13 protein-coding genes and 1 other RNA gene are annotated in these 13,651 nt (G+C 53.4%); 5 read left to right on the top strand and 9 right to left on the bottom strand.

Annotated elements, in window-relative coordinates; all coding sequences use genetic code 11:
- Window positions 1-12 precede the first annotated feature (12 nt).
- Window positions 13-2,031, top strand: a complete 2,019-nt coding sequence (gene acs / locus J0L72_07870; GenBank protein ID MBN8690694.1) for an acetate--CoA ligase — start codon at window positions 13-15, stop codon at window positions 2,029-2,031.
- Here the strand turns inward: acs and lon are convergent.
- On the bottom strand, window positions 2,028-4,289 hold the full coding sequence (gene lon / locus J0L72_07865) for an endopeptidase La (protein MBN8690693.1): 2,262 nt from the start codon (window positions 4,287-4,289) through the stop codon (window positions 2,028-2,030). The two genes, acs and lon, sit on opposite strands and share 4 nt — an antisense overlap.
- A 109-nt stretch (window positions 4,290-4,398) precedes the next feature.
- Window positions 4,399-4,944: a MarR family transcriptional regulator gene (locus J0L72_07860; protein MBN8690692.1), complete on the bottom strand. Its 546-nt coding sequence runs from the start codon at window positions 4,942-4,944 to the stop codon at window positions 4,399-4,401.
- 104 nt (window positions 4,945-5,048) lie between these two features.
- On the opposite strand from J0L72_07860, the gene J0L72_07855 reads away from it, so the two are divergent.
- Window positions 5,049-5,657, top strand: coding sequence for a PilZ domain-containing protein (locus tag J0L72_07855; GenBank protein MBN8690691.1), 609 nt, complete (start codon window positions 5,049-5,051; stop codon window positions 5,655-5,657).
- Window positions 5,658-5,663: 6 nt separating this feature from the next.
- Here the strand turns inward: J0L72_07855 and J0L72_07850 are convergent, their stop codons facing one another.
- Complete coding sequence (locus J0L72_07850) at window positions 5,664-5,912, bottom strand: 4Fe-4S binding protein (protein MBN8690690.1); 249 nt, start codon at window positions 5,910-5,912, stop codon at window positions 5,664-5,666.
- A gap of 57 nt (window positions 5,913-5,969) precedes the next feature.
- On the opposite strand from J0L72_07850, the gene J0L72_07845 reads away from it, so the two are divergent.
- Window positions 5,970-6,383, top strand: a complete 414-nt coding sequence (locus J0L72_07845; GenBank protein MBN8690689.1) for a hypothetical protein — start codon at window positions 5,970-5,972, stop codon at window positions 6,381-6,383.
- On the opposite strand, the gene J0L72_07840 is transcribed toward J0L72_07845, so the two are convergent.
- From J0L72_07840 to ssrA, 3 genes are all read right to left on the bottom strand, one after another.
- Window positions 6,380-7,423, bottom strand: a complete 1,044-nt coding sequence (locus J0L72_07840; GenBank protein ID MBN8690688.1) for a PEP-CTERM sorting domain-containing protein — start codon at window positions 7,421-7,423, stop codon at window positions 6,380-6,382. The genes J0L72_07845 and J0L72_07840 overlap by 4 nt on opposite strands.
- A gap of 61 nt (window positions 7,424-7,484) precedes the next feature.
- Window positions 7,485-9,173 (bottom strand): cellulase family glycosylhydrolase, encoded by a 1,689-nt coding sequence (locus J0L72_07835; protein MBN8690687.1) that lies wholly within the window; start codon window positions 9,171-9,173, stop codon window positions 7,485-7,487.
- A 117-nt stretch (window positions 9,174-9,290) separates the two neighbouring features.
- Window positions 9,291-9,643: a transfer-messenger RNA gene (ssrA, locus tag J0L72_07830) on the bottom strand.
- A gap of 175 nt (window positions 9,644-9,818) precedes the next feature.
- Between ssrA and J0L72_07825 the strand changes: the two genes are divergently transcribed.
- Window positions 9,819-10,070: a hypothetical protein gene (locus tag J0L72_07825; protein ID MBN8690686.1), complete on the top strand. Its 252-nt coding sequence runs from the start codon at window positions 9,819-9,821 to the stop codon at window positions 10,068-10,070.
- Here J0L72_07825 and J0L72_07820 read toward each other — a convergent pair.
- Genes J0L72_07820 through rnhC form a run of 3 tightly spaced genes read right to left on the bottom strand, consistent with a single transcriptional unit; the run spans window position 10,067 to window position 12,078 of the window.
- A complete protein-coding gene (locus J0L72_07820) occupies window positions 10,067-10,294 on the bottom strand; it encodes a heavy-metal-associated domain-containing protein (protein MBN8690685.1) in 228 nt (75 codons plus the stop codon). The genes J0L72_07825 and J0L72_07820 overlap by 4 nt on opposite strands.
- 13 nt (window positions 10,295-10,307) lie before the next feature.
- Window positions 10,308-11,441 (bottom strand): ATP-grasp domain-containing protein, encoded by a 1,134-nt coding sequence (locus tag J0L72_07815; protein MBN8690684.1) that lies wholly within the window; start codon window positions 11,439-11,441, stop codon window positions 10,308-10,310.
- Between the two features lie 10 nt (window positions 11,442-11,451).
- Complete coding sequence (rnhC, locus tag J0L72_07810; GenBank protein MBN8690683.1) at window positions 11,452-12,078, bottom strand: ribonuclease HIII; 627 nt, start codon at window positions 12,076-12,078, stop codon at window positions 11,452-11,454.
- 37 nt (window positions 12,079-12,115) lie between these two features.
- Between rnhC and J0L72_07805 the strand changes: the two genes are divergently transcribed.
- Window positions 12,116-13,561: a peptidase S10 gene (locus J0L72_07805; protein MBN8690682.1), complete on the top strand. Its 1,446-nt coding sequence runs from the start codon at window positions 12,116-12,118 to the stop codon at window positions 13,559-13,561.
- The last annotated feature ends 90 nt before the right edge of the window (window positions 13,562-13,651 follow it).

Raw genomic sequence — 13,651 nt, 5'->3', positions numbered from 1 at the left:
ATCTTGTCACGAATGAGGGAGACGCTGTTGTCAAATCCTACTGATCACCAAACAATCAATACACTTCTTGAAGAATCTCGCCTCTACGCACCGCCAGCAGCTTTCCGGCACCAGGCAAACGTCAAGGATGCGTCGCTGTACGCCCGCGCTGCCGCGAACCCAGTAGCCTTCTGGGAAGAGCAAGCCGAACAACTCGACTGGTTCGAAAAGTGGACCGAGCCGATGCAATGGGACCTTCCTGATGCCAAGTGGTTTATCGGAGGAAAGCTCAACGCTTGCTACAACTGTCTGGATCGCCACGTCGAAGCAGGACTGGGCGACAAAACCGCCATCATTTTTGAAGGCGAACCGGGCGATGTTCGCCACTACTCGTACGCAGAGTCGCTAGCCGAAGTTCAACGCCTGGCCAACGCCCTAAAATCTCTTGGCGTGCAAAAAGGGGACCGCGTGTGCATTTACATGCCAATGGTCGCTGAACTCTGTTTTGCAATGCTCGCCTGCGCGAGGATTGGTGCGGCGCACAGTGTGATCTTTGGTGGGTTTAGCGCGGATTCGATTCACGAGCGCGTCAATGACGCTGGTGCAAAGGTCATCATCACTGCAGATGGTGGATGGCGACGCGGCAAGGTTGTCGAGCTCAAAAAGACTGTGGATGACGCCCTAGCACTGGGCTGTCCAACCATTGAAAAATCGCTCGTTCTTCGCAGAATTGGCGACGGCACCTTCAACGCGGGAACAATGGTGGCTGGCCGAGATTTCTACTGGCACGACCTCGTTCCACAACAGTCCACAGACTGCCCTTGCGAGTCGATGGATAGCGAAGACCTGCTGTTTATTCTATACACCAGTGGCTCGACCGGCAAGCCAAAAGGCATCATGCACACTACCGGCGGCTATATGACCGGCGTCAATGCCACCAGCCGATGGGTGTTTGACCTGAAGCCATTCGACATCTACTGGTGCAGCGCAGATTGCGGCTGGGTCACTGGCCACAGCTACGTTGTCTATGGCCCGATGTCAAATGCCGCGACCGTCGTCGTTTACGAAGGCGCACCAGACACGCCAGACAAGGACCGATTCTGGAAGCTGATCGAGAAGCACAAGGTCACCGTGTTCTACACCGCTCCAACTGCGATTCGGACCTTTATGAAGTGGGGCACCCACTATCCCGAGAATTGCGATCTCAGCAGTCTCAGGCTCCTTGGTTCCGTCGGCGAGCCGATTAACCCCGAGGCCTGGGTCTGGTACCACAAGTGGATTGGTTGGCGAAAGTGCCCCATCGTGGATACCTGGTGGCAAACGGAAACCGGGAACATCATGATTTCGCCATTGCCGGGGATTACTACCACCAAGCCGGGTTCTGCGTGCCGTCCGTTGCCTGGAATCTTCGCGACGATTGTCGATGAGGACGGTAAAGTGCTCACCGAGATCAGCGGTCATGTTGAAAAGCCTGAGCACGCGATCGGCGGAATTCTTGCATTGACTCACCCATGGCCCGGAATGCTTCGCGGAATTTGGGGCGATCCAGACCGCTTTAAGAAGACCTATTGGGAGCGATTCCCAGGCAAGTACTTCCCTGGTGATGGCGTCAAGCTTGATGAAGATGGTTACTTGTTCCTGCTCGGTCGAGTCGATGACATCATGCTCGTCGCTGGGCACAACATCAGCACCATGGAAGTCGAATCCGCATTGGTTGACCATCCGGGCGTGGCTGAAGCGGCCGTCATCGGCAAAACTCACGAACTCAAAGGTCAGGCAATCTGTGCCTTTGTTGTGATCAAGTCGACCTATCTCGTGGATGACCGAACGGTAAACGATCTCAAGACACACGTCGCACACAAGATCGGCCCGGTGGCGAGGCCGGACGACATCATTATCACCTCCGAGCTTCCGAAAACTCGAAGTGGCAAAATCATGCGGCGACTGCTTCGAGATGTTGCCGAGGGTCGAGAACTAGGAGATACAACGACATTGAACGACCCCACCGTGGTCGCGGCGTTGAAGCAAAAGTACGAATCGTCCGAGGGCTAAGCCAGAGCCAAAGCGAATACTTCGTCCAGGTGTGTCACTAGATGCACCTGGATTTCTTTTGCAATTTCTGCCGGAATTTCATCGAGGTCTCGCTCGTTATCTTTCGGCAATAGAATTGTTCGTATCCCTGACCGATGCGCCGCGATAACCTTCTCTCGGATACCGCCCACGGCCAAGATTTTGCCACGCAAAGTGATCTCGCCAGTCATGGCAACGTCTGCCTTGACCGGTCGCTTGAGGTGTGCTGAAGCAAGTGCTGTAGCAATCGAAACCCCCGCGCTCGGCCCATCCTTTGGGATCGCACCATCTGGAACGTGAAGATGGACGTCGAACCTAAATTCTTCATCTTTCGGGTGAAGTTGGGTCGAGCGAAGATAGGTCACTGCCGCCATCGCAGACTCCTTCATCACTTCTCCGAGATAACCCGTCAAAAGAATCTCTGGTTGTGCACCACTCACTGGCATTAGATTAACATCAATTGGCAGAATGTCCCCTCCAAACGGTGTATAAGCTAATCCGGTCACCGAACCAATTTCGTCCGCTTTAGACTTTTTCCCGTATGAAAAGACCGGCTTACCTAATGCATGTTGCAACAACTCGTCGTTCGAAATGGAAGTAGCCTCTGCATTTTCAGCTATTTTTCGAGCATTTTTTCTCGCAATGGTCGCAATGCACCGCTCCAACTGCCTCACTCCGGATTCTCGCGTGTACAACCGGACAATCGACTGCAAGGATTTTTTGCTGATTTTAAGTTGATTTTTCTTGAGCCCGTGTGAGTCCCTCGCACGAGGGATGAGAAAATCCTCAGAAATCTGTAGCTTTTCGCTTTCGGTATAGCTCCTGAACTCAATAAACTCCATCCGATCCCGCAGTGCGGCAGGAATCTGCTCCGGTACGTTGGCGGTGCAAATGAAGAAAACTTGGCTCAGATCAAACGGTGCTTCGATGTAGTGATCGCTGAATGCAGAATTCTGCTCCGGATCGAGCGCTTCGAGCAGCGCGCTGGTAGGATCGCCACGCAAATCCAATGCGATCTTATCCACCTCGTCCAACAAAATCACGGGATTGCGCTCGCCACACTGCCGAATCCCCTGCATAATCCTCCCCGGCATGGCTCCAATATAAGTTCGGCGATGGCCACGGATCTCCGCCTCATCACGAACGCCGCCCACAGAAATTCGGATGAATTTCCTACCCAGAGCCTCCGCGATCGACCTCGCCAAGCTCGTCTTTCCAACACCAGGCGGCCCCGAGAAGCACAGTATCGGCCCAGGAATGGATGGGTTCAATTGCCGCACCGCTAAAAAGTCCAAAATTCGAGTCTTAATCTGATCAAGCCCAAAGTGATGCGAATTCAAGATTTTTTCCGCATTTTTAACACTAATTTCTGACGTGCTGGCTTTTTGCCAAGGCAAGTCCGCCAAGCATTCGAGATAACTTCGAATAACGCCGCCTTCTTGGGATTGCGACGGGAGCCTCTCTAACCGCAAAATCTCTTGACGAGCTCTCGCAAGCTGTTCTTCCGGCAAACCGCTCGCCACCAGCTGATCCCAAAGCCCCTCGTTATCAGAGCTCAGGACAGCTTCGTCTCCGAGTTGCTGTTGAATGACCCGTAACTGCTCGCGAAGGAAATATTCGCGCTGCGTGTTACCGAGCTCAGCTTCTACCCGAGCGCGAATTTCGCTTTGGATATCCAGCAGCTGACGTTCGCTCACAAGCAGCTGGACCAATTTTTCGATGCGGACGCTGCTATCGAGCTCTTCCAAAATCTGTTGTTTTTGCGCCGTTGAAATCGGCATCAAATCGGCAATGGTATCCGCCAGCAAGCAGTTGGATCGAATCTCGGGAAGCTGCTCCAGCGCTTCGTACGGAATCGCGCGGCCCGCGTTGGCGATCGATATAATTTCCTCGACGGCTGACCGGCGAAGAGCTTCATCCTTCGGTTCATCACGATCCGTTTCGAGCAGCACTTCGAACGACGCAAAGTAGTGCCCATCGTGCATCTCGTGCTTGTCCAAGCGCACCCGGCTTAGGCCGCGCAATACAACGCGCTGAGTGCCGTCGGGCATTGGCATCACCTGGACCACTTCGCTCAAGGTTCCAATCGAAAAGAGGTCTTCAGGCTTCGGCTTTTCGACCAGAGAATCATGCTGCCCCACCACCACAACATGCTGGTTACCACCCAATGCGGCATGGACCGCGCGCGCACTCATCTCGCGACCGACCAGCAATGTGCTGATCAGCTGGGGGAAATGCACGTTATCGCGAACGGGCAAAACAGGAGCAGATTGAGACGCAAAAGACTTTTGGCGGACGCCCAAATTGGTTCACCTTTGAGTGAATTTTCGGCGCATTTGGCCTCAATCTTCACTCTTTGGCGCCGAATAGCTTGAGCGTTTGCCGGAAGGTCTCATCGCTGCGAAAGACCTGTTCGTACAGCGAATCCACCAAAGCGAACAGTTCCAACAATCCTGCGAGTCGATGGCGCAACTGCTCAGCTTCATCCATTGGAGAATTCGGCGGGATGTTCTCCAGGCATTCCTGAAGCACTTTCGACGTCGGATCAAGCTCACGGCGCTTGCGTTCGCGCACCACCCGAGCGACCATCTGCCAAGGCTCAGAATCGGTCAGATACATATCCTTTCGATCGCCTTTGCGCCGGAACCGCCGGATGATGCCCCAATCCATCAAGTCGCGCAGATTCATGCTGGCGTTTCCGCGGCTGATGCTCAGCCGATCCATGATCTCCTCAACATTGTGCGGCCGGCCAGTGATAAAGAGCAGCGCGTGAATCTGCGCCATGGTGCGATTGATGCCCCAGCTCGAGCTCATCCGCCCCCATTCCATGATGAATTTTTCTTGGACATCGTAAACGGCGCGCTCTTCGCGAGAAAACTCTTCGTAGTTGTTCACTTCTAACCCACAGGATAACCCAGTTTAGACCCTCCCAGCAAGGCAGGTCAAAACACCAGTTTTAGTAAAGATCAGCCTCAATTCGACCATATAACCTATTTGGGATGGCAACGACTCAAGAAGAGCTCGCCAAGGTCGCAGGCACGCGTGTACGAATCACGGTGCTGTCAACCGGAAAAATTCTAAGCGCCGTTGTGAAGACAATCGACGCCGAAGACTCGTTGTTTTTGCTCAACGTGCCCGCCACCATCGGCGACAACGAGCCAGTCATCTTCGAGATTCACGGCCCCGATAAGCGAATTTTAGGTTCGGGCACGGTGTCTACCACCAACGCTTTGGGAACTCATTGCCGCAACAACGGCGATTTTCGATTTGTCAACTGCACCGAGCCTGCGCGCATCGCCACCGAGTTGTTCTTGGCCAACATGCAGGATATGGATGGCCCGCTCAAGGGCATGGTGCTGGATATCTCAAAGGCGGGAGTTTCGATCGCCGTGAGCCGCAGCGTGACAGTGCGATCAGTGGTTCGAATGGAAATCAAAGGCCCAGGTAGCACGCTCCAAGTTCATGGCACGGTGCAATACTGCCGCGAGATGCAAGACGGCATGGGTTCCTATCGCATCGGAATCAAACTCGGGCAAAACGACCGGATCACCACCGGAAAATGGCTCAACCAATTCAATTCATTGGTCAGCCGCCGCGAATCCGCCTAATCCGAATTACTTGCTGCGGAGCTTCTCTGCTTCAACCGCGTTCTTCTCGACATAGCTCTTGAAATTCGGAGGAACGTCGGTATCAACGTAGATCGCGGTGACCGGGCACTCAGGTTCGCACAGTCCGCAGTCGATGCACTCGTCAGGATGGATGAACACCATGTCATCGCCTTCGTAGATGCAATCCACCGGGCAGACGGTCATGCAAGATTTGTCCTTGACTCCAATACAAGCTTCTGTGACAACGTAAGGCATCGTTTTTCAATCCTCTGAGTTCGAAATCATAGGATACCCGCTGAGAATCTGGGTAGAATGACCCACAAGATGATCACCGGGATTGCGCCCTATGCTCACGTCGCAAGCGTGAAGAACTCCATTCGCTTCTACGAAATTCTGGGGATGAGTTGCGTTTCGGTGTACGGGCCAGCCGATGATCCGTTCTGGGCGATGATGGAAGTCGGCGGCCAGAAGCTGATGCTGGCGCGGGCTTCCGGGCCGGTTGACCACACGATCCAGGCCGTTTTGTTCTACACCTACGCCCCCGATGTCAAGGCGTTTCGTGCGCATTTGGTGGACGCGGGCTTGTCGGAGTCGGAAGCCGATTTTGCTGGTCACGGATGCGTGCTCGGCATTTCACACCCTCACCACATGCCTGCGGGCGAGCTTCGCGCCATGGATCCGGATGGCTACGTCGTGCTCGTCGGTCAGCTCGGCGACCCTAACTAACGGGTTGCTTTTCTCTTGCGTCGCCGGAGAACGACGCCCACCAGCCCAACCCCGAGAACGATCAGCTCAGATGGCTCTGGCACTGGGGTGAGGAGGAGGTTTTGCTTGTAGGCGTTTCCAAAATAGCCTCCAGCGATCATCTCCCTGCGGTTGTTGATCCCCATGATGTTCAGTCGTCCACCGCTGGTGTTGGTGAAAGACGTGGTGATGTCAAGGAGTCCTGTTGACTCCGACCAAAAACAGTGGCGCAATGCACCATTCTTGAGCACAGTTACCACCACATCACCGTTCTCGTTCATATACATTTGCTCAGACTGTGGATTAGGCGTTGAATCTTTATCGCCGATGTAGATTTTGTGGAGCAACTGACCAGATGTATTCCAGATTGCAAGGTGTTTGCCGGCCGAATCGTTCAGTGTGCCGCTAATGAGACCGCTGGAATTGATGCTGCATGCCGACCCATACGTGTTCGGCTGGGCCAGTGAAACATAACTTCCATCTGGTCGCCACATTATCGGATTTAGGTTTACACATCCGACAATGTTTCCGGCTTCATCGATGTCTCTGGCCATGTTGTCGCCGTCCCAATAGCCTGGGTTCAGCGTACCGCCGCTGGTAGGAGAGAACGCCATCGCCATACCGGAGGGAACTGAACTGTCAGGTCCGGTGTACTGCGCCCAGCCCACTGCAACATGGGAACTGTTCATATTGAAAGTTCCGATACTATAGAAAGCTGGCTCAACAGAAACTAGGCTTGTTGCTCCTACGCCTGGCGTCCAATAACCGACTGGCTTTACACCTGTTCCTGCACGCGGCGCACCGTTGATCACAACTTCACCTGCCTCACTGATCCCGCCCGAGCGAACAGCAAAATACTGGAGACTTCCGGCAGTTGCGGACTCGACTTGCCCATTGATATTTATCCGGTGAATGCTGGAAGTTGTAAAGTTTACATCGCTACTCTGGGCAGACATCTGTCCAGAGTTATTGATTCCGGTGATCCTGAGATTGGTTTGTCCCGGCACGTTGACTTCACGCATTGACCAAGTCAATGCATGAGAGAAACTTGATGCAAGAACAAGCCCCAAGGACAGAATTCGATTAGTCATCATTACCGTCACTTGGTCTGGTATCACTGAAGAGAGCCTGGATCATCATCGGATGAATCACTCCCCCGCCATTTCGGGTTATACTTCGGTGATATATTGGGTTTTCGTTGAGTTTAAACCGCTCAAGATAGACAAACCTGCCAGTCACGCCCCAAGTACTGGTATATCCAAAGACTGTCCATGCAGAGTTGTGAGCCTCCATTAGAGTGCGCAAGTCATAGTGCCATTTGTATCGTTGCCAGTCGTCTACGTCCAGCGTAGTAGGATTTGTGGGTACAGGGTCCGGTTCCGCGTATGGGTCTCCATCACGCTTTATGACGCCAAATTCCGTTGCAATAATTGCGGGGTTATCGTAGGAGCCGACCCAATCAAACATGTAGGGCATCGCCTTCGTTCTTGTGCTGGAGTTCTCACTTTCCAGGATATTATCGCGATAGAAAAATGAGGTATGGGGAGCAACAAAATTGTCGCCGTAATCTCGCTTTTTTAGATACTCTGGTGCGATTCCGCCTATCGGTTCTTTGTGCGTGTACTTGAATGGCAAATACGGATGATAGGCATAAATCAGTCGCCGGCTGTAACTTTCTGGACACCCAATCGCCGTCATTTCGCTGGGGCTGTACGGTGTGAATTGGTAAGTTGGCGTTCCAGGGACAAGTGGTTGCCGCTTTTGCTCGCCAAAACTATCAACAAGATTCGTGAGAGTCGACACAATAATCCGGTTGCCTTCCGGATCGACCTCAGTGTAAATAGCCTTTATTGCTTGGGCTTGGATTGCTTTCCAGTTGGCCAGTTGATCGAACTTCCACTGTCGATCAATCGCAGGATCCAGAGATGTATTCGACGCACCCTCGGAGTATCGCGGACCATACTGCGTTTCACTTATTTGCCCCCAAAAATTCACCATCGGTTCATTCAAAACTTCAAAGTGAATGCCCTGAAACACATTTCCTCCGCAGAGCGGATTTTCAAGAACGTCTAGATGAATTCTAAGTTCCGCCAAAAATGAGGACCAAAACTTTGGTAGTGGATGATTTTGAGTGATCGGAATTGGCATGGGGCCATCGGTGCAGAAATTTTCTAAGAAAGTCCCCGATGGTGGCTTCGTTGTTCCAGCACCGCCTTTCCACTCATAATCGTAGTGCGCTTGAGACACAAGCCAAGGATGGCAATCCAAAATGACATCTAGTCCTTGGGCTTGTGCCGCAATGATGTCGGCGGCAAGAGCCTCGAAATTCTCTTGGGCATTGATATGATATCCAACTGGCCAATTACCGGGGCTAAAGGATGGATCGGAAGCCTCTCTCTTAAATATGAAACTTGGCTCGACTTTGCCCGTTTGGTCATGGACTCCGAAAGCCACTGGTGAAATCGGAATCCGAACATGCTCAAAACCAGCAAGACGGAGCTTGACAAAGTCTGCCTCTATGAGTAAGTCATCTAGTCGGCGCTCGTCGTAGCAAGGTCGCCCAAGCATGTATGCCCAATCTGCCTGATACACGCCGTCAAGATTTACGCCATAGCGTAAGTACTTTGGTATGGGATCAGTGCAACTTAGCTCATTCAACTCAGTTTCACCCGGTGGGTCGCCCGGAGGATTACCTTGCCCATACGAAACAGATGCCAACGAACTGAAGAACATGGCTGATGCCAAAAGTGAGAGTGATTTGAACGAATTCATTACATTGCCTCTGTTCCCAGTATAAGACGAATCTGTCAGTCACGCAACAAATTTTGTGCCGAAATGCGGGAAAAGGCAGAAAACCTTGGCTGGCGAAAAATCAACAAAGGAAAAATTTGGTGGAGGCGCGGGGAATTGAACCCCGTTCCAAAACTGTCGCCCTCAAAATTACCACGAGCGTCTCCCCGTTACTTGGTCTCGGCAGAAGTCTCTCCAGGGGCCGGCTGACTTCTTGCCCAGTTCGGTTTATTTAGTCGCGCTTGCTACGAACAGAAGCTCACGAAACGATCCGTATTTGATCACACCGGATTCTAACGCTTACGGCTGGCGTCAGCTCGATGACGTGCTTAATTAAGCAGCGTATGCAAAGTTGTTGTTTGCAGTTATTTTTTTGCCGCTTTTTACGAGGCCAGCGGCGCCTCGGCTCGCAACTCTAAGTCGAACCAGCCCTGTCGAACCCGTTCGCCCCCAAATTGTCTTCACTAGTATACAACACCGCCTGATTGCGCCCCGTTCCAATGGTCCCAAACCTTTTGGGACAGTTCAAACGTCCCTTGGTTCATGAGCGGTGGGCTTTGCAGTCCGTCTATCGCACGGGGGTTGCTGCCTTGTCCCGAGGCGGCAGGGTTCCCTGATCCGATCTGGGTGCTAGAGGCGCCCGATGGTCGTCAGGCTTGCTATTACGTCCCCGAGTGGAAGCTCGCCGGCCTTGCCGTGTTCAGCCAAAGCGAACACGCAGCGGAATATGGCGAGTGGTTTCAAGATGTCGAAGGCTTGTTGCCCCGGCTCCTCCCGCTAAATTTCGCCATCGAAAACGCAATCGTGCGCGACCACAACATCGAGTGTCTGGTGCTACTGGATTCGGTGCTCGACCCGCTGATGGCGCGCCTCGATTAGCTGGCTTCTGCTGGGGTGGCGGTGTAGCCCTCTTGATCGAGCGCTTCGATGAGCGCTTCGATGATCGCTTCCAGCGCTGTATCGTCGTTCATCGAAACCACGCCCTTGTTTGGAAGCGAAACTCGCGCGCTGATCACGCCATCAACCCCGTTGAGCGCCTCGGTGGCATGCTTCACACAGCCGTTGCACGACATTCCAACAATCTTCAATTCAACCGTTTTCATGGTTAATGATAGTTTAACTATCTTGGGTCGAATCTTTGGGTGCCCAAGCCGAATAAAAAGTGTTTCTTGCCTCAATAACTCGGTTAAGGGAGTCCAGTCCCGATGCGTTGATGTGCCCGACCTTTCTTCCTGGCCGATTCGATTTTCCGTACCAATGCACAAAGCAGCCTGGGTCTTTGATCAACGCTGCACCAAGCCCGGCGCGGTAGTCGATCTGGGTTTCTTGCCCAAGCAGATTTGCCATGCTCGTCGGATAACCATCAATCGGCGCGGGAGGCAGTCCTAGCGCGATTCGGACATGCTGTTCGAACTGGCTCGCGCCGCCCCAATCCAAGGTGTAGTGGCCCGAATTGTGCGGTCTTGGCGCGATTTCGTTGACCAAGATTTCGCCGGATTGAGTCTCGAACAATTCGACGCCAAAGAGCCCGATACAGCCGAGCGCCCGGATTGCTGCAATCGCAACCGCTGAGCCGTCAGCATCCACCGGAGAAACCGTATCGCAGACGTGATTGACTTGCCGCGTTTCCATCGTCGGATACACCGAAATTCCATTTGGCGCGGCCACAACCATCACGGCAAGTTCGCGTTTGAAATCCACTTTCTGCTCAGCCAGCCAACCACCGCCCGATTGCCAAAGATTGCGGTAGAGATCGAACTCGTCTGTGTCTTCGACAAACCGTGTTCCCTTGCCATCGTAGCCGCCAAATCGGGACTTGAGTACCATCGGAAAACCGATCTTGCTGATGGCGAGCGTCCCGTCACCATCGAGTGGTACTGCCTCTGGCGAGGGTACGCCTGCGGCGATGAGCTTCTGGCGCTGGAGCAATTTGTCTTGTATAGTCGCGATCGCCTCCAGACCAGGAACCAAGCAATCCGGCGTTCTTCCCGCCAATTGAATCGCCTTTTTGAGTGCAGATGCCGGAATGAACTCGTTTTCGATGGTCACCCGGGCGCACTGGCTGAAGACCTGGGCCATGAGTTCTGGGTTATCAAACGGACCGTTGACCAAAGGAGCGATTTGTCCAGCTGGAGCTTCGGGACTCGGGTCGTAGCTGAGGCATCGCAAGCCCATTCGCTGAGCGGCCTGGATCGTCATTCGGCCCAACTGGCCTCCACCCAAAATTCCTAGGTCAAACGGCGCGCTCATAGTTTGCTCATTATGAATTCAGAACTTGCCGCGTGGTCTTGAAGTGTAGCTTCGCGATCTCGCCCAGCTTGTCCGGGCCAAAATCGCGCACGAACTGCTTGCCCGTGCCGATGACGTTGGTTGCTCCTTTGGGGAGTTTGATGCCGAACTCATCGCTAAGTTCGGCCAACCGGTTCAGGAATTCCGCTCGTGCCAAAACGCTCGCCGCTGCTACTGCGATGTCGCTCTCGGCCCGGACTTCGGACCGCAAAACGATGTCCAGCCCTTTTCGTTTGAGCTTTTCCCGCAGGCCCGCAGGCTTGGCAAATTGGTCGCTGATGGCGAGTTTGGCGGGTTGAAGCTTGAGCACTTCTTCGATGACCTTCGCGTGCCCCCACTCCAGCAGCGTGTTCAAATTCTTAAGGTCCGAATAAATCTCGTTGTAACGTTTGGGCATGACGACCAAGACCGTGTTTGGGCACGTTCGCTTGATCTGCTCGGCAACCGCGTGGATTTTTGCGTCAGAGATCTTCTTGCAATCCTGCACATCCGGAAGGTCGCGCTCCATTTCGGGCGAAACATAGCATCCCGCAACGACTAACGGCCCAAAAAAGTCGCCTTTACCACTCTCATCCACTCCAATATGCCCGCCATCCATGAACACCCTATTATGGCGGCAGTAGAATAAGTGAATCATGCCCGAAGAAGTCAAGCCGACAACTCCCGAGAAGGTGACCAAACTCACGTTCACCGAAGAAACGCCCGTCGTCACGAAGCAACAGGTGATGATCGGCGGCAAACTGCGCGATGTCACGGTGACGACCGGTCGGCTCCCGATCAAGGACCAATTTGGAACGATCGAAGCACAAATTTTCTTCATGGCGTACACGCTGGATGGCGCAGAACCCGGCGACCGACCGCTGATGTTTAGCTTCAATGGTGGTCCAGGTTCTCCGTCTATTTGGCTGCACCTCGGCGCGCTGGGTCCGAAGCGAATCCCGATGAAGAACGACGGCGAACAGCCCGAACCTCCTTACGCATTGATCGAGAATTCGGCGACGTGGCTCGAATTCACAGATCTTGTCTTCATCGACCCAGTTGGCACCGGATTCTCGCAAGCCGTGGACGAGGCGACCGCCGAAAAGTTCTGGTCGGTGAGCGGCGATATCGAGAGCATGTCCGAGTTCATTCGACTGTATTTGAGTCGTAACCAGCGCTATAGTTCCCCACTCTATCTGGTGGGCGAAAGCTATGGCACAACCCGCGCCGCCGGAATCAGCAAGTACCTCGTCGAGCGTGGCGTTGCTTTCAACGGGGTAGTTTTAGTCAGCAGCGCAATGAGCTTCTTGACTCTCGATTTCGTGCAGTCATCAGACCTCCCACACGTGCTATTTCTGCCCACCTATGCCGCGACGGCTTGGTACCACGGCGCTCTAGGAAGAGGCAGAACACCGAACCTTTCCAAGTTCTTGAAGAGCGTCGAAAAGTTCGCGGCTGGAGAATATCTCCAAGTGCTCTTAAAGGGCGACACCGCCTCGCCAGTAGAGATGAAGCGAGTCGCCACAAAGCTCTCGAAGTTCACCGGTCTGAGTGCCGATTATCTGCTCAAGCGCAAACTCCGCATCGAGATCATGGGTTTCTGCAAGGAACTCCTTCGCAACAAAGGCCTCACGGTCGGGCGGCTTGACTCGCGAATCACCGGTTACGATGCCGACCAAACCACATATGGACTGGAACACGACCCTGCGATGAGCGCACTTTTCCCGCCATACGTCATGGCATTTAGCGATTACGTCAGTCGGGAATTGGGATACAAAACCGATCTGCAGTACCACGTGTTCTATGGCATCACTAAGCCGTGGAAGTGGGATTTACCAAAGGACGAACCCACGGATACGAGCCACGCCTTGCGCGATGCACTGTTAAGAAATCCGTACATGAAGGTTTTCGTCGCTAGTGGATACTATGACCTCGCGACTCCGTACTTCGCGACGGAATATTCGCTCTCGCACATGGGCTTGCCGCCCAACATTCGCCAGAACATTGTGACCTTCGAATACCCGGCCGGGCACATGATGTACACCCACGAGGAATCGTTGTCGAGACTACAAAAAGAAGTTCACGACTGGATCAAGTCCTAGGCCTAGGAACTATTGGAATTTTCCCCTCGTAACTCAGGTGTGATTTATCGAGGGGCTTTTTTCTCTCTTGCTTGCGCATTCTCAACCGCT

Source organism: Armatimonadota bacterium (genome assembly GCA_017303935.1).
In the GTDB taxonomy this organism is placed as follows: Bacteria; Armatimonadota; Fimbriimonadia; order Fimbriimonadales; family Fimbriimonadaceae; genus JAFLBD01.
This window is presented reverse-complemented; position numbering and strand designations above follow the sequence as displayed.